This is a genomic window from Acinetobacter sp. 1424608, assembly GCF_000588255.1.
Classification (GTDB): Bacteria; Pseudomonadota; Gammaproteobacteria; order Pseudomonadales; family Moraxellaceae; genus Acinetobacter; species Acinetobacter nosocomialis.
In genome coordinates, this window is the sequence record NZ_JFXL01000009.1 from 1 (window position 1) to 15101 (window position 15101).

The following is a 15101-nucleotide window of genomic DNA, read 5'->3' on the forward strand; positions in this document are numbered from 1 at the left end:
AACTTGATTTAGTTATTTCACTAGATAAAATGAACACAGTCAGATTCAATCAGCCCAATCTGTAAAGATTTGGAAAACGCTTCGGCAGTCAATAAGACCAAAGCAAGTATCCATAACAGTTGTGCTGGCGACCATAGCAAGAGTGAACCACCTGATCCCTTCCCGAACTCAGAAGTGAAACCTCTTAGCGCTGATGGTAGTGTGGGGTTACCCATGTGAGAGTAAGTCATCGCCAGCTCATTATTCCAAACACCCCAATCTCAAAAGAGGTCGGGGTGTTTTTTATTGCGCGAAATAAAGTGAAAACACATAACTAAAAATCAGATTTACACGGTTGCCCTGCTTCAGAGATATAGAGAGTTAACTTTAATTAAGAAAAACCTTATAAGAATAATTATTTTAATTGCCTGCGTGCATGTTTAAGGGCAGTGCGTAGACCTTCTTCAAGAGTTGGATGATAAAAAGGTTTCTCTAAAATATCATTTAAAGTTAATTCTTCACCAATGATCCAACTTAAGAGATGAGCCATATGTTCTGTCGCCTCAGTAAATAACTCGGCACCAAGTAGTTTATGGCTTTTTCGTTCTATATAAACTTCAATAGCTCCTTTATTTTTTCCAAGAACAATAGCTCTTCCTTGTCTTTCGTAAGATGCTTCACCTGTGACAAAATCTATTCCATTGTCTTTTAGTTGTTTATAACTTTGTCCCACAATTGCCATTTCTGGATGACTAAATACTATGCCTAATGGAGTAAGAGTCTTAACTGAATTAACCTGTGGATAATTCAAACAGTTATAAACAACTTTTTTACCTTCATGTGCAGCTTCATGCTGTAATGGCGTTGAAGTATAAGCGTCCCCAGCAATAAAAATTGGATAGTTATCTAGCTGTTTTGTTTTCGCATTTATAGGCAATAACTTAATATCCTGAAATGATTTATCAATATTCTCTAGTTTTAAGTTATCTAATAAGCTTGAACGACCTGTCGCGGATAGCACATACTCAGTTTGAAGAGACTTTTCTTCTCCATTGATTCTATAATTTAATATAACGCCACCAGAAGTAGACTTAACTTCGGCTGGTAATGTCTCAAATAAAAAGTTTAATTCTTTGCTTAACTCTTCTTGAGCAAGTTGCTGTAATTTAGAGCTAGTAAATATTCCAATTCTTTTACTACGAGCAAATATAGTTGTTTCCACGCCTAATCGATGCATAGCTTGTGCGATCTCAAGAGCAATTACTCCACTTCCAATAACGGCAAGAGATTTAGGTAGAGTATCTAATTCAAATATTTGGTCTGTGGTAATAAGGCGATCACCTAATTCTTGTTTCCATGTTTGATCATAATTAGGAGTGGAACCAACTGCCAGAATAAAGCTTTTTGATTGATAATGTTTACCATTTACTTCAATAGTTTCTGAATCAATAAAATGGGCTTTACCTGAAATTTTATGTTCAGTTGGCCATTGGTCTACATCTTTGAGAGTCGCCTTTGTAAAACGGTCACGTAAGTTTCTTACATGTTCCATAACCTGATCAGTATTAATGTCTACAGAAGCATTTAACCCAACTTCTTGAGCATTTTGGAGGTCATGCATACGATTTGCTGTAGAGATGAGGACTTTACTTGGCATACACCCTACACGTGCGCAAGTTGTATTCCATGGCCCATCATTGATAATTAAAATATTATTGGTATGTTTAACAGCCTCTTTATATGCGCTAATACCAGCAGTACCTGCGCCAATGATAATTATATCGAACATTGTGATTAAGCTATGCTAATAGATATTTAGAATATATAGAAAAACCCTCTTGAACAGAGGGTTTAGTTCTAATTATTTAGCTTTAAAATGTAAATTTTTGCTCAAAAGGTGATTTTAAAGCAGTTGAAACAGTTCCATTTTGATTAATAGACTGTCCTTCAATATTTATACTATTAATTACATGTTTGAAATTTAATATAGTTCCATTCGAAGACTGTTTAAAAGTGAAAATATTTTGTCCTTCCAGATAGATGCTACCATTAAATTTCTGTGTATTCGTTGTTGGAGATTGATTCTCAACGCGACTTCCTTCAATACCAGTAATACTTGGTAAACTCAATACTTGATTACCATTGAGTTTCACTTGATATGTTGCATTATTCGTATTCCCAGGAGTCGAATTTACAACAAATGAAATTGGTTCTGCGTAAGGAACATTAGGGTTATCATTGATAAGTACGTTAAAACCAGATCCCCCTTGAATTACATATAGATCACCATCAGTTGATGTATTATCTTTATATACGCTCATTGCACCTGTAGTGACTTCTTTTTCAGTTGGTTGACCTGTTTGTGGATCTTGAACAGTAGTCGTTGTGGTAATTTTATAATCGCTTGTCGTTGAGTTAATTAATACAAATCTCTTTTGTTTGGTTTGTTGAAGTCCCCATGATTGTTGGAATGGATATGCAAAAGCTCCAGTAATAGTTACATCTTGGAAATTTTTATCCTTATTTTCATTTTCAAAAATATAAATTCTGGTATTAGATTGATAATCCTGTAGATTTGGAGAGATATTGTCAGACGCGAGTTTAATATTCTTTAAATCATCTGCTGTAATATCAAAATCCCAATCATTATAACCTGTAAGTAATGATTTTATTTCTTCCCCTTTAAAAACGTAGCAGGCGCGATAGTCTGTAGTACTATTAATAAAACATTTGTCACGATAGTGATCTGAAAATTTAGTGAGATCTACTTTTCTAATATCGAGAGTTAACTTTAAAGGTCCTTGTGCGAAAGTATCTAATGCATGATCGATATAACCTTTTGATAAATTTTCATCATTAAGATCATAGGCACCAAATAAATATTTTCCTTCTTGCTTTACACTATTTAAAACAGAAGTAGCAAGTTCCTGATTTTTTGAAGGTGTATTTGGCGTTGTTGTTGAATCAGAACTTGAACTTTGATCATAATAGCCTCCACTACCTCCCCCACCACAAGCTGATAAAAAAACAGCTAAAGTAACCCCACATACCCCTTGAGTAAGTTTCATCATTATCCCCATATAAAATGATATGTTATTTAAAATAATTTTTAGTTTTATAAAATAACATATATTTCATGAGGTTGCTCACGATATTTATATTAAGAAGTTTGTATTAGATACTTGTTCCCATACTAACACCTACGGTAGGTCGGACCTGCATAGATGAGCATGCACTAAGAATAAGACAACTGACCAATAAAAATATAAGTTTATTCATAAGAGAACTGAGAAATTTAATGTGATTTGAATACTTTAGCTGAAAATTATTTATATATATGTTGAATTGATACAGTTATATATATTCTTTTTATTAATAAAAGCTCTACTTTTAAGGAAAAATAGAGCTTGTCGTTGGCTCATTCAATAACTTAATCGTCTAATAAATCCATTTGCTTTGCTAATTGATAAAGATTGTTTGAACGATTTCCTGTTCGGCAAAACATGAGAACAGGTTTTGGAAGTTCATTATAGTGATTTGCAAAAGTACGGACATCAAGCTCAGTAATTTGACCTGCAACTACAGGTTGGTAAACGTAATCTAGTCCTGCCTGACGTGCTGCTTCTTCAATTTGAGCGCTTGTTGGTTGTTCTGGACCGCCTTCCATATCCGGACGGTTATTAATAATAGATTTAAAACCTTTTTCTACAACTTGATCTACATGTTCTGGACCAATTTGACCTGCGAAACCAACATTATCTGACATTTCGTCACTCCAAAATTTAATAAAACCTCTTATGCTGTATCATAGCATTAAGCTTAACCTGAGATACAAGACACTAAAACGTTGTTCCTACATAGATAAAAGTTATGTAAAAGAACAACTATAGATTTTTAAAAGGCGATCAGGATGTTTTTTGTAAATTCATTACTTCGACCATAATGCCACGGAGCACATATGCACGCTTATACGGTTGAGCCTTTATATGTTCCATGTGATCAGGAAATGATCGCAGCTGACTTTTATATTCCAAAAACAAATAATAAATCTGCGGTAATTATCATGGCACATGGTTTTGCCGGATTGCGTCAATTCAAGCTTATCCAATATGCACAGCGTTTTGCACAGGCAGGCTATGCTGTGATTTTATTTGATTATCGATATTGGGGTGGGAGTACAGGTAAGCCCCGAGAAATGATTTCTATCAATTCTCAATTAGAGGATTGGAAGACCATAATTCAATACGCCTCCACCTGTAAGCTTATCGATAATAGACGGATTGTATTGTGGGGAACATCTTTAAGTGGTGGATATGCTTTAAGCCTAGCTTCTGAATTAAAAAATATTCAGGCCATTATGGTACAAATTCCATATGTAGACGGTGCTGAAACAGCAAAACTATATCCATTACAGCGTTATCCCCAAGCTTTAAAATTGTCGAGCCAAGATTATATGGGCTCTAAGATGGGCCTTAATCCCAAGAGATTACCTGTTGTTGACCAATTTAAATTATGTTTTATGCCAACAGCAGATAGTTACTATGGATATTTGTCGATTGTGAATCCAGATTATTATTGGAGTGGCGAAGTCCCTGCGCGTGTTTTTTTTAATTTGATGCGTTACCGTCCAATTCAACTCGTCCGTCAGATTAATATCCCAGTTTTATTTATTGCTGCTCAGCATGATTCTTTAATTCCAATTGAGTCTAGTCGTGAAGCTGCGACCAATATTGCTCCTTTTGTGAGTTATCATGAGTGGGATATGAAACATTTTGATATCTATCACGGCGCATGGTTTGAAAAAGCAGTGACGACCCAATTAGAATTTTTACATCAGCATATAGGAGTGATGTAAATGATTATTGTATGTGCATCGTGTGGTGCAAAAAATAGAGTTCCAGAGGAAAAACTTAGTGCGCAACCGAGTTGTGGCCAATGCCATCAGCCATTACTTCCGCTTGCACCGATTGAGTTAAATGAACAAAACTTTAGTAACTATATCACGAATAGTGATCTACCTATTTTGATAGATTTATGGGCAGAATGGTGCGGACCTTGTAAAATGATGGCGCCACATTTTGCGCAAGTAGCAAAACAGAATCCACGTGTTATTTTTGCCAAGATTAATACTGAAGAATCTCCTCGCTTAAGCCAAGCATTTAATGTGAGAAGTATTCCTACCCTTGTATTAATGAATAAAACCACAGAAGTTGCTCGAATGAGCGGCGCATTACGTGCTCCTGAATTGCAGCAGTGGCTAGATCAACAACTTCAAACGAATTTCGGGAGCTAAGGTGTCAGAAGCTTATACCAAACCAGAAGGAATTTTATCCTTACAAACGATTGCCATGCCAGCAGATACAAACTGGAGCGGTGATGTGTTTGGTGGGTGGATCGTGTCACAAATGGACTTGGCTGGAGCAATTCACGCTGAGCGTTTTAGTCGTGGACGTTGTGCCACGATTTCCATTAATCAGATGACCTTTTTGGTTCCGGTAAAAGTAGGCTTTGTGATTAGCTGCTATACCAAAATCTTAAAAGTAGGTAATACCTCTATTCAAATGCAAATTGAAGTTTGGGATAGTCATGATGATTCTCGTGCTCCAATTCGTATTACCGAAGGGGTGTTCACCTTTGTTGCTGTTGATGTAAAAGGTAATAAGCGTCAAATTCCTGAAGAAGCGAAGCAGAAGTTTTTAGAAACTCAATAAAACATTTAAAGCCTGAATATCAGTATTCAGGCTTTAATTTTTCTCTAAATAATTTAATTTTTAAAACTAAAACATTGTATTAGAGTTTTTACTTTGTTCGGGAATGTTTTGTATAACATCCCAGTGCTCTACAATTTTTCCATTTTCTACACGGAAAATATCAACAATTGCTCTGCCTCTATCTTTGTCATTTTCCGTAGAGTGGACGTGTAAAACCACCAGATTACCTTCAGCGATTGCGCGCTTAATTTCATTTTTTGCTTGTGGATTTTTTTGGAATTTCTCAGTAAAGAAATTCACGAAAGGAGCCTTCCCATCAGGAACGTTGGGATTGTGTTGGATATATTGATGACCAATATAACGGTCGGCATATTCTTTAACTTGATGTTTTAAAAAGACACCTTCATAAAAGTCGACTACTATTTTTTTATTTTGGGCACTTATTTTACCGATTGACTCAGTTTTTGTTTGAACAATTTTATTGGTTTTATTTGTGGGTTCGGCAGCGTGAGTCGTCACAGCTGTAAATATAAAACTGGTAAATAACGAGGATAGGATCAGTATTTTTTTCATTGTGACCTCAAGATATAAAGTTATAGTTTTATATCTTGAGGTAAATATCAATCTAAAAATATTTTAGATTAGTTATCATTTCTTACGTTTAGGTAACCATGCCCACAGCATTTGACATTGAATCGGTTCATTACCCGCATCATCAATAACGGTAACCGGAATAATAAGTTCACCTTTCTCATGATCAGCAATATATTTTTGCTGTTCTGCAGAGAGAGTCGCTGTTGCTGTCAAACCACCTTCAACAACTTTTAAATAATCAACATGTAATGATTTGATTAATAAAATGCGGTTATCTGGAATATGTAAACCCGTTAAAAAACCTGTTGCAGTCTCTGCTAAAAGTGCCATTGCTGCTGCATGTACACCTTTAATATGATTCTGCATGTTTTTCTGGTTCTCTAAGCGAACAGTTACATGGTTTACATCTACTTCTAGATAGCGAATATTTGCTGTACCCACCATTGGCACAATACGGCCAAATGCCTTGCTCCAAAGCGTACTTCGAACACCTTTAGGAAATTTTGAAGTTGCTTTTACCAGTTTTAATAGTCGATTGGATTGAGACATGGGATTACCTTAACTTTGAATGTCGCTAAAAGATATTAATCTTTAAAGTTATTAAACTGTAATGGCACACCGAATTGTTGTTCACGTAAAAAAGTCATGACTTGTTGCAAAGTGTCACGTTTTTTATCGGTCACACGGATTTTGTCGCCTTGAATAGAAGATTGCACTTTAATGCCGCTTTCTTTAATGGCTTTATTAATTTTTTTTGCTGTATCAGAGTCAAGACCATCTTTAAGCTTAATGACTTGTACAAAATTTTTACCTGACGCAGCAGCTTTTTGTGGATCAAGTGCCTGCACATCAATTTTACGTTTATAAAAATGATTTTCTAACATGTTATAAACTTGTTCACACTGGAAATCACTTTCTGTGCTGATTTTAATCTCTTTATTTTTTTCATTTAATTCGATAGAAACATCGTGACCACGGAAGTCAAAGCGTGTTGCAATCTCTTTTTGTGTGTTTTGAACCGCATGATTAACTTCAAATAACTCTAATTCAGAAACAATATCGAAAGAAGGCATAGTTTAGACCTTTACAAAGTGAAAGAATATTTGAGATGCTAAGAGGGTTTTCTTCATTTGCCAAGTGTTGTTTACATCAAAGGAGTGCACAATGATCCGTAAACAAGAAATTACAACATTTGAGTTCCCAGAAAACGCTGTTATCTGGGATGTCCGTGATTCAAGTGCTTATGCAGAAGGGCATGTTAAAGGTGCGGTAAGTCGCCCGATTAATGATTTAAATGCTGATATTTTGAACCAGGTCGCTGCGGATCAGCCGATTTATATTTTATGTGGTGGTGGTAGCAAAGCTCCTCGTGCAGCTGAGAAACTAGAAGACTTAGATGCCTCGCGTGAATATGTCGTGCTGATGGGGGGGACGCGTGCAGCTCGTGATGCAGGTTTACCTCTAGAGCAGGGCGCATAAAAAAAGCACCTTCGGGTGCTTTTTTATTGGAACAAAATTTTCTCAAGTGCACTATTGAGATTGGAAATAAGGTTTTTTCGGTTTAACTTTCTTTTGAAAGCGCTCGGCACTTAATTTCTTTAATAGGCTTTTTGGAACAGGACAAGTCTCACCTAAAATTTGGGCTACAAGTATTTCACTGCAAAGCGGTGCAAATAAAAAACCTTTTGAACCTAGACCTGCAAAGGTAGAAATACGGCTTTCACTCTGCATTTTGCCTACAAGTGGGAAATAATCTGGACTTTGAGCACGCACAGCTGCTCGACCTTGCCATTGTTCTACAGGTGGTAATTGTTTTGCATAAGTAGGGAAGACACTGTGGATTAATTCAAAGTTATGCACATGATCGTCAAGCTGTACTTCTTGATCTTCTCGGTTTGGATAGAAAGATGCCCCTAGAATAAGTTGAGAAGAGTCAAGCTGCATGCAATAGCCGCCATAGCTATACGCTTCGTGTAAAGGAAGAGGTCCAAAAGAATTATCAACCCAGCTTACTTGTCCACGTATTGGCTTTAAAGGGGGATAGTTCTCAAATAAAGCGGCACTTTCTCGGGCACAGCACACCACAACATGGTCTGCCTCTGCAATGATTTCATTATCATTCTTTAATTGAACTTTATTTTCAAAAGAAATAAGTGCTGTGATATTGGCAATTTTTAACTCAATACTTGAATGCTGCAAAATTTCATCACGTAGTTGATGTGGAGAAACCGCTCCTGCTTCAGTCAATAAAATGTGTGGATAGTCCGATTCTAATGAGCTGGCTTGATGCGTAACAATATCCGCAGGATATTGGTCTGCAAGATCGAGAAGATCTTGGGCATTTTTTAATGCCATTTGCTGTATTTGAATTGGGCGAAATGCTTGAAAGTTTTTATAGAAATTCAACGCATGTTGCCAGCTTAAAGTCATTAGATGTTCATGACTTTGTTCAATTGGGCATAATTTAGGATTGAGCAGTGCTAAAGGGTTGCCAGAAGCCCCTGCTAAAGGCGCTGTACGCTCGAATAGGGTAACTTGATGCCCACGTTCGGCAAATGCCCAAGCTGTGCTTAAACCAGCAATCCCTGCGCCAATGACGGCGATATGCTGCTGTGTAAAATTGAAAGTATGGTTATCTGGTTCTAGTGCAGTGTCTTCACTTAAAGGTGCTTCCCAAACTGCTTTAAGCATTTCACGTTTATGACCGAAACCGCGAGGACGTGAAATATCAATTCCATGAGCCTTTAGCCCACGTTTGAGAACACCAGCTACACTAAATGACGCAAAGGTAGTGCCATAGTCAGAAAGACGTACAATATTGTTTAAAACATTTTGCTCCCACATGTCTGGATTGCATGAAGGTGCAAAACCATCTAGGAACCAAGCATTTACTGCTTTCGTTTTTACCATACTTGGAAAAATATCTTGCGCATCTCCTAGACATAGATCGATGCTAAAACGTTCTTCTGGAAAATTTAAACGATGGCAACCTGCAATAGGCAAGGGATATTGTTCAATAAGTTGTTTCGCAAGTGGCTTAAGTTCATCCCATACATCGAGTGCACGGATGAGATCTGCTTTACTTAAAGGAAATTTTTCTACGCTAATTGCATGTAAATGGCTGTGGTTATTGGGACGGACCTGCTGCCAAAGCTGCCAGAGTGCAAGAATATTTAAACCGGTACCAAACCCGGTTTCTCCTACACTAAAATATTCAAAGTTTTGTAAATTAGCTAATCGTTCTGATAGGTCATTGCCATTTAAAAATACATGTCTTGTTTCGAGCAGACCATTATCTTTAGAAAAATAGACATCACCAAATTGTTTGGAAATGGGAACCTCAATACCATCAATAGATTCCCAATCCAGCTCAGCAGTTTGTATACGGTTTGATTTGTTCATTCGGTTTAATAAGTCGCTTAGAATTACCACTGACGACGACGTTTGGTGTAAACATAACTAGCGATAAAGAAACCAAGTAGTACGCCGCCTGCTAGTGTTACTGCGCCATATAAGAACATTTGAGCACTACGTTCACTTTGTAAAACTTGTACCTGAACAGACAAGTTATCGTTCTTTAGCTGTAACTCTTGGTTTTGTGCAAGTGCTTCAAGATTTGCATGTTCTAGCTGTTTAAGACGAGATGCCTGATCTTGAACTAAAGCTTTGATTTTTGCATCTTGCTGCTGCTTATTTTTTGCGATTTGTTCTGCGGTAAGCGGCTGTGCTGTAGCTGCCGCCGTTGTAGCGGTCGGTTTGGCTACAGTTGCAGAAGTAGGCGCTGGTTTAGGCGCCTGAGTTGAAGGCACAGTGGGTGGTGTTGCTGGCGTCGCAGCAGGTTCAACTGCTCCAGCAGTTGAACATATCAAACACAAGCCAAGAAAGCTTTTGGTTGCAAACTGCATGCGTTTACCCTTTTGGAAATGCTTTATTAAACGGTTTGACATCAATATGGTGATAAATGCCTTCTTTCAAAAATGGTTCTTCTTTTAACCATTCATCTAAAGCTTCACGGCTATCAAACTCTACAATCATAGTACTACCGTAAAAACCAGCCTGTGGATCATTCGGATCTTTTGGCATAGCTCCAGCGGCAACAAGACGACCTTCATCATCAAGTTTTTGTAAACGTTCGATATGTTGAGGGCGTACTGCTAAACGTTTCTCTAGAGTTCCTTCGTTATCGGTACAGCTTAGAACAAAAAAAGGCATGTCATCGTATCTCTATAATCAAACCGAAATCACATTAAGCATCTGTTGACTTAAAATGTTTGCGTAAAATAATGAACTGAATAATGATAAATGAAAACATGACGATCATGTCACCAAATGCCGTAAATTCACCCCAATATTTTCCGCCATGAAATAAAAACGCGAAGAAGATATGTAAACCGGACATGACGACAAACATAGCTGCCCAAGCGAAATTTAAATTTTTCCAACCTTTTTCACTTAGCTCTAAAATTGGATCAAATAAACGTTTAATGAGAGGTTTACGTTCCTTACCAAACCAAGGTGAAACTAAGAAAGCACCAGCAAATACTAAGTTCAAAATTGCAGCTTTTAAACGAATATAAAAATCATCGCTTAACATGAGTGTAATGCCACCAAAAATAACAGTCATAAACAGTACAATCCACTGCTGTTTATCTAGGCGGAATTTTTGAATGATGAACAAAGCACCATACACGATAAGCATTGAAATAATTAAGCCTGTTGTAGCGACCAGAATATTATTGTTATTTACACCGCCAGCGGAACCGATCAATTTTAGCAACGGGTGATGAGCATTCGCAGGATCAACAGTTTTATATAAATAGAAGAAAATAATTAATGGAACAAAGTCCAGAAGTGCTTTCATGTTAGAGTATCTGATCAGGTTTGGTGAATGGCATAGTATAAAAGATGCAAGGCATAGATTTACATACACATAGCAATATTTCTGATGGAACTTTGTCTCCGGAATTGCTGGTGCAAGCTGCTGTGGATGTGAAGCTGCATACCTTGGCGCTTACTGATCACGATACAATGGATGGCTTACAGCGTGCAAAGAAAGCAGCGCAAGCCCATGATTTAAAAATTATTTCTGGTGTTGAGATCTCAAGCCAATGGTCTAGACCAAGCACAAAAAAAAGCTATGGCGTGCATATTGTGGCTTTAAACATGCAAGATGAAGCACCAATTTTGGAAGCATTAGAACAACAAAAAAGAATTAGAGCACAAAGAGCAGAAGTTATTTGTGAACTATTAAAAAAGTGTATTGGCTTTGATATTTATCAGGATGTGCTTGATAAAGTTGAAAATCAACCAGACCGTATTACCAGAACACACATCGCCAAAACCTTAGTTGAAAAGAATGTAGTAAGTCGTCCTCAACAAGCTTTTGACCGTTTTTTAAAAGAAGGTAAGCGTGCCTTTGTAAAGTTTGAAGGCTTGGGCTTAAAAGAAACGATAGAGGTTATTCATAATAGTAAAGGCTTGGCAGTTTTAGCTCATCCAACTCGTTATGATTTATCTGCAACTAATACACGCTATTTGATTGAGTTATTTGCGAGTTGTGGTGGCGACGCCGTAGAGTTGCCGCCGTCTGTAGATCCTTTATCTACTCGCCAAATGATTGATCGTATGATTGATCAGCATCATCTGGCGGTTTCAATTGGCAGTGATTTTCATGGTGAAAATATGCCATGGATTAAATTAGGTAATACGCCTAAGCCAAAGAGTGATCAGTTGGGTATTTGGGAACGTTTTCTCTAATAATGTCCTAGAGTAGGTTGTTATCTTGAGCTTGAATTGGAGGAGGTGTTGGTTTACCCAGCGTTCCTAAAAGTTCAATTTCAATACTACGTACCATTGCATCTAATGGTAAATCATTACTTTGAGTACCAAAAGGTTCTTCAATTTCAGAGCTTAGGGCATCTAGACCTAAGAAGGTATATGCCAAAATTCCAACTAGTAAAGGGGTTGCTAAGCCAAGCAAAGAACCTAAGCTAAATGGCAACATAAAACAGAAAAAGTAAACAGTGCGGTTGAGCAAGACTGAATAAGCAAAAGGAATAGGAGTATTTGCAATACGGTCACAGCCAGTCTGTACAACACTTAAATCTGCAACATTTTTATTCATTTGAGCATAAATAATATCTGAGATTTCACCTTCTTTAAGCGCTTGTAATAACTCCCATTGAATAAGACTGAGCGTATATTGCGGCGCATTATTTTGTTGGTATAGCTGAGTCAATGCTTGTTGACTCATACCACTGGTTTGTATTAATTCGGTTGGGTTGGCCGTTTGGCGGCGTAAACGGTCACGTAACACATTTGCAAACACAATAACGTGATGAATGACTCGTTCACGACGGGCTTGAGTTAAAATACGACAGTCGCGGTCAAAGTGACGTGAAGTCGCAATGAGTACACCCCATAGTTTCCGTGCTTCCCACCAGCGGTCATAACACGCCGTATTTTTAAAGCCTAAAAAAATAGAAAGTACGACGCCAATTAAAGTGAAGCCAACTAAAGGAATTTCTGGAAAACGGTAGAGATTAATATATTCAACCCCACCAATGATTGCCGAAATCAGCATTACCACCCCTAAAGAGGGCAAAATTTTTGGTAATATCGTCCCTCGCCAAGAGAATAAAACTTTAAAAATACTGGGCTGTTCACGAACAATCATTTTATTTTAAACGTCGCTATTTTTGTTTTTGATATTCTAAGCTTAGTGATGCTTTGTCAATATCATTAAACGGCTATTGAAGTAGGGTTGAGCAGTTGTTGTTCAGCAAATGAAAAGCTACCTTCTGGCGAGATAATAAAATGGTCCAGTAGACGAATTTCTAAAAGCTGACAGGCCTGTTCAAGTTGCTCTGTGAGTTTAATATCTTCGAGAGAGGGCTGTGCGGAACCAAATGGGTGGTTATGAGCTATTACCAATTGGCAAGCGTGCTGTTGTAAGGCATATCGTAAGGTTTGATTCACTGAAACGGCGCAGTGTTGAACTGAACCAAAAAATAACTTTTTAAAATGCAATTTTCGTAGTTCGGCATCTAAGCAAAGTACCGCAAAGACTTCCTGTTTTTCACCTTTTAACTCATAACGCAGATAATCTAGAACTAAATGAGATGAATGAAGGCTTAGTTCAGTTTGACTAAAATGATAGTCGAGATAACGCCGTCCAAGTTCTTTTACGGCCAATAATTGGGAATACTTCGTAGCTCCAATACCATTAAATTGAGCTAATTCATTGAAAGAAGCATCGAAAACAGCATTGAGGCTTCCGAATTGTTGAATCAGTAAGCGGGCGAGTTCAACAGCCGAATGTTGACGTGAACCTGAGCGAAGAAAGATCGCGAGTAATTCAGAGTCAGAGAGACTTTGAGGGCCTTGTTGTAATAACCGTTCTCTTGGCCGTTCTTGTTCTGGCCAATTTTTAATAGAAGTATTCATATTCCCCAGCAATATTCTGCTTAAAAATTTATTTTGTTTGCCCAATCAATCTTGGGTCTGCGCGTATTTAATGCTATTGTGAGCGCCACTGCAACAGAAAGGTATCCTGTTCGTGAGCTTTGATTTAAGTGTTATTCCTCATAAAAACATTGTTTTAGCTGTTACAGGTGGGATTGCTGCCTATAAGAGTGCCATTTTGGTCCGTCGTCTTAAAGATTATGGTTTTGACGTTCGGGTTGTGATGACACACGGAGCTCAAGCATTTATTACCCCTCTAACGTTTCAGGCTCTTTCTGGAAATCCTGTACATACCGAGCTTTTAGACCCAGAAGCTGAAGCTGGAATGGGCCATATTGAATTGGCTCGTTGGGCTGATTTGTTACTGGTTGCTCCGGCAAGCTGTGACACGCTGGCTAAGTTTGCTAATGGTTTGGCAGATGACTTACTGAGTACTTTATTTTTAGCAACTAAAGCACCTGTGTGGGTTGCACCAGCAATGAACCAGCAAATGTGGGCTGCAAAAGCAACCCAGCGTAATTTGCAAACTCTGGTTGAAGATGGCGTACATGTGATTATGCCAGATTCAGGTGAACAGGCTTGTGGAGATGTTGGTTTAGGTCGTATGCCAGAACCGGAAGAAATTGCAAGGCAAGTGGCGGGGTATTTCCATCAAGCCCAACGTGCGATTGCTGAAAAATTTGGTTTGTTGGCTGGTAAGCGAGTTGTGATTACTGCTGGACCAACACGTGAAGCGATTGATCCTGTTCGTTATATTTCAAACCATAGTACTGGAAAAATGGGCTTTGCTTTAGCGGCTGCATGTTATGCGGCGGGCGCAAAAGTGACTTTAATTGCTGGTCCTGTAAGTTTAGATACGCCAAATGGTGTTCAACGTGTAAATGTTGCATCTGCACGACAAATGTTAGATGTCAGCATGAGTTCACTTGAGACCGGATGTGACATTTTCATTGCTACAGCGGCAGTAGCTGATTATCGCGTTGCTGAAGTGGCTGAGCACAAGATTAAGAAAGCAGGGGATGAGCTGAATGTTTCCCTTGTAAAAAATCCGGATATTGTGGCAACTATTGCCGCTCAGGAAAAACGTCCATTTATGGTGGGTTTTGCTGCCGAAACGCAAAATGTTGAAGAATATGCAGCGGGTAAACTGGTTGCTAAAAAACTAGATATGATTGCGTGTAACGATGTTTCTCGTGCTGATATTGGTTTTGCTTCGGATGAAAATGCGATGACTGTTTTCTTTGCCCAAAGCTACCATATGAAAAAGCGTGAGTTAGAAAAAGCATCGAAGCAAGAAATTTCTCAACAATTGGTTGAAGCAATTTCGGATGCATTACGCCGTAAATAATTTTT

At 38.0% G+C, this 15101-nt stretch carries 18 protein-coding genes and 1 rRNA gene; 7 read left to right on the plus strand and 12 right to left on the minus strand.

Translation table 11 applies throughout. The annotated features are described in order from the left end of the window. Nucleotides 1-123 precede the first annotated feature (123 nt). Nucleotides 124-238, plus strand: a 5S ribosomal RNA gene (gene rrf / locus J678_RS14005). A 156-nt stretch (nt 239-394) separates the two neighbouring features. Here the strand turns inward: rrf and J678_RS14010 are convergent. From J678_RS14010 to J678_RS14020, 3 genes are all read right to left on the minus strand, one after another. Further along, entirely contained in the window at nt 395-1768 is a 1374-nt protein-coding gene (locus tag J678_RS14010) for a dihydrolipoyl dehydrogenase (RefSeq protein WP_031955813.1), read from the minus strand. 82 nt (nt 1769-1850) lie between these two features. After that, complete coding sequence (locus tag J678_RS14015) at nt 1851-3047, minus strand: hypothetical protein (RefSeq protein WP_031955812.1); 1197 nt, start codon at nt 3045-3047, stop codon at nt 1851-1853. A gap of 362 nt (nt 3048-3409) precedes the next feature. Then, complete coding sequence (locus tag J678_RS14020; RefSeq protein WP_002051574.1) at nt 3410-3745, minus strand: TIGR01244 family sulfur transferase; 336 nt, start codon at nt 3743-3745, stop codon at nt 3410-3412. Nucleotides 3746-3937: 192 nt separating this feature from the next. Between J678_RS14020 and J678_RS14025 the strand changes: the two genes are divergently transcribed. The 3 genes from J678_RS14025 to J678_RS14035 are packed head-to-tail and all read left to right on the plus strand — an operon-like array spanning nt 3938 to nt 5690. Beyond that, entirely contained in the window at nt 3938-4834 is an 897-nt protein-coding gene (locus J678_RS14025; RefSeq protein ID WP_004711915.1) for an alpha/beta hydrolase, read from the plus strand. Then, complete coding sequence (gene trxC / locus J678_RS14030; protein WP_002051446.1) at nt 4835-5272, plus strand: thioredoxin TrxC; 438 nt, start codon at nt 4835-4837, stop codon at nt 5270-5272. Nucleotide 5273: 1 nt separating this feature from the next. Then, a complete protein-coding gene (locus J678_RS14035; RefSeq protein WP_002051216.1) occupies nt 5274-5690 on the plus strand; it encodes an acyl-CoA thioesterase in 417 nt (138 codons plus the stop codon). 66 nt (nt 5691-5756) lie between these two features. Here J678_RS14035 and J678_RS14040 read toward each other — a convergent pair whose 3' ends face one another. From J678_RS14040 to J678_RS14050, 3 genes are all read right to left on the minus strand, one after another. Further along, entirely contained in the window at nt 5757-6263 is a 507-nt protein-coding gene (locus tag J678_RS14040; RefSeq protein ID WP_031955809.1) for an ester cyclase, read from the minus strand. 75 nt (nt 6264-6338) lie between these two features. Then, nucleotides 6339-6833 carry a DUF4442 domain-containing protein gene (locus J678_RS14045; protein WP_004711916.1) on the minus strand — a complete coding sequence of 165 codons (495 nt, stop codon included), beginning with the start codon at nt 6831-6833 and terminating at the stop codon, nt 6339-6341. A 35-nt stretch (nt 6834-6868) separates the two neighbouring features. Continuing rightward, the gene (locus J678_RS14050) at nt 6869-7357 is read right to left on the minus strand and encodes a YajQ family cyclic di-GMP-binding protein (RefSeq protein WP_006580288.1); all 489 of its coding nucleotides are present in this window, start codon (nt 7355-7357) and stop codon (nt 6869-6871) included. 91 nt (nt 7358-7448) lie between these two features. Here J678_RS14050 and J678_RS14055 point away from each other — a divergent pair, with 91 nt between their 5' ends. Next, entirely contained in the window at nt 7449-7763 is a 315-nt protein-coding gene (locus J678_RS14055; RefSeq protein WP_002051246.1) for a rhodanese-like domain-containing protein, read from the plus strand. A 51-nt stretch (nt 7764-7814) separates the two neighbouring features. Here J678_RS14055 and mnmC read toward each other — a convergent pair whose 3' ends face one another. Genes mnmC through J678_RS14075 form a run of 4 tightly spaced genes read right to left on the minus strand, consistent with a single transcriptional unit; the run spans nt 7815 to nt 11145 of the window. Then, nucleotides 7815-9686 (minus strand): FAD-dependent 5-carboxymethylaminomethyl-2-thiouridine(34) oxidoreductase MnmC, encoded by a 1872-nt coding sequence (gene mnmC / locus J678_RS14060; RefSeq protein ID WP_031955808.1) that lies wholly within the window; start codon nt 9684-9686, stop codon nt 7815-7817. 23 nt (nt 9687-9709) lie between these two features. After that, a complete protein-coding gene (locus tag J678_RS14065; protein WP_017394169.1) occupies nt 9710-10189 on the minus strand; it encodes a hypothetical protein in 480 nt (159 codons plus the stop codon). Nucleotides 10190-10193: 4 nt separating this feature from the next. Next, nucleotides 10194-10496: a YciI family protein gene (locus tag J678_RS14070; protein WP_031955807.1), complete on the minus strand. Its 303-nt coding sequence runs from the start codon at nt 10494-10496 to the stop codon at nt 10194-10196. A 34-nt stretch (nt 10497-10530) separates the two neighbouring features. Next, nucleotides 10531-11145, minus strand: a complete 615-nt coding sequence (locus tag J678_RS14075) for a septation protein IspZ (RefSeq protein ID WP_002051143.1) — start codon at nt 11143-11145, stop codon at nt 10531-10533. Nucleotides 11146-11189: 44 nt separating this feature from the next. On the opposite strand from J678_RS14075, the gene J678_RS14080 reads away from it, so the two are divergent. Then, nucleotides 11190-12041 carry a PHP domain-containing protein gene (locus J678_RS14080; protein ID WP_031955806.1) on the plus strand — a complete coding sequence of 284 codons (852 nt, stop codon included), beginning with the start codon at nt 11190-11192 and terminating at the stop codon, nt 12039-12041. Between the two features lie 7 nt (nt 12042-12048). Here the strand turns inward: J678_RS14080 and J678_RS14085 are convergent, their stop codons facing one another. Together J678_RS14085 and radC are read right to left on the minus strand one after the other, a co-directional pair. Then, on the minus strand, nt 12049-12960 hold the full coding sequence (locus J678_RS14085) for a bestrophin family protein (RefSeq protein ID WP_004711921.1): 912 nt from the start codon (nt 12958-12960) through the stop codon (nt 12049-12051). A 65-nt stretch (nt 12961-13025) separates the two neighbouring features. Then, the gene (radC, locus tag J678_RS14090; RefSeq protein ID WP_079377338.1) at nt 13026-13742 is read right to left on the minus strand and encodes a RadC family protein; all 717 of its coding nucleotides are present in this window, start codon (nt 13740-13742) and stop codon (nt 13026-13028) included. A gap of 100 nt (nt 13743-13842) precedes the next feature. Here radC and coaBC point away from each other — a divergent pair, with 100 nt between their 5' ends. Beyond that, complete coding sequence (gene coaBC / locus J678_RS14095; protein ID WP_004711924.1) at nt 13843-15096, plus strand: bifunctional phosphopantothenoylcysteine decarboxylase/phosphopantothenate--cysteine ligase CoaBC; 1254 nt, start codon at nt 13843-13845, stop codon at nt 15094-15096. Nucleotides 15097-15101 lie beyond the last annotated feature (5 nt).

Excerpts from the sequence above, each read along its gene's own strand:
- J678_RS14010 (WP_031955813.1), bottom strand. The coding sequence starts at position 1,768 with ATGTTCGATATAATTATCATTGGCGCAGGTACTGCTGGTATTAGCGCA.
- J678_RS14015 (WP_031955812.1), bottom strand. The coding sequence starts at position 3,047 with ATGAAACTTACTCAAGGGGTATGTGGGGTTACTTTAGCTGTTTTTTTA.
- J678_RS14020 (WP_002051574.1), bottom strand. The coding sequence starts at position 3,745 with ATGTCAGATAATGTTGGTTTCGCAGGTCAAATTGGTCCAGAACATGTA.
- J678_RS14025 (WP_004711915.1), top strand. The coding sequence starts at position 3,938 with ATGCACGCTTATACGGTTGAGCCTTTATATGTTCCATGTGATCAGGAA.
- trxC (WP_002051446.1), top strand. The coding sequence starts at position 4,835 with ATGATTATTGTATGTGCATCGTGTGGTGCAAAAAATAGAGTTCCAGAG.
- J678_RS14040 (WP_031955809.1), bottom strand. The coding sequence starts at position 6,263 with ATGAAAAAAATACTGATCCTATCCTCGTTATTTACCAGTTTTATATTT.
- J678_RS14045 (WP_004711916.1), bottom strand. The coding sequence starts at position 6,833 with ATGTCTCAATCCAATCGACTATTAAAACTGGTAAAAGCAACTTCAAAA.
- J678_RS14050 (WP_006580288.1), bottom strand. The coding sequence starts at position 7,357 with ATGCCTTCTTTCGATATTGTTTCTGAATTAGAGTTATTTGAAGTTAAT.
- J678_RS14055 (WP_002051246.1), top strand. The coding sequence starts at position 7,449 with ATGATCCGTAAACAAGAAATTACAACATTTGAGTTCCCAGAAAACGCT.
- mnmC (WP_031955808.1), bottom strand. The coding sequence starts at position 9,686 with ATGAACAAATCAAACCGTATACAAACTGCTGAGCTGGATTGGGAATCT.
- J678_RS14065 (WP_017394169.1), bottom strand. The coding sequence starts at position 10,189 with ATGCAGTTTGCAACCAAAAGCTTTCTTGGCTTGTGTTTGATATGTTCA.
- J678_RS14070 (WP_031955807.1), bottom strand. The coding sequence starts at position 10,496 with ATGCCTTTTTTTGTTCTAAGCTGTACCGATAACGAAGGAACTCTAGAG.
- J678_RS14075 (WP_002051143.1), bottom strand. The coding sequence starts at position 11,145 with ATGAAAGCACTTCTGGACTTTGTTCCATTAATTATTTTCTTCTATTTA.
- J678_RS14080 (WP_031955806.1), top strand. The coding sequence starts at position 11,190 with ATGCAAGGCATAGATTTACATACACATAGCAATATTTCTGATGGAACT.
- J678_RS14085 (WP_004711921.1), bottom strand. The coding sequence starts at position 12,960 with ATGATTGTTCGTGAACAGCCCAGTATTTTTAAAGTTTTATTCTCTTGG.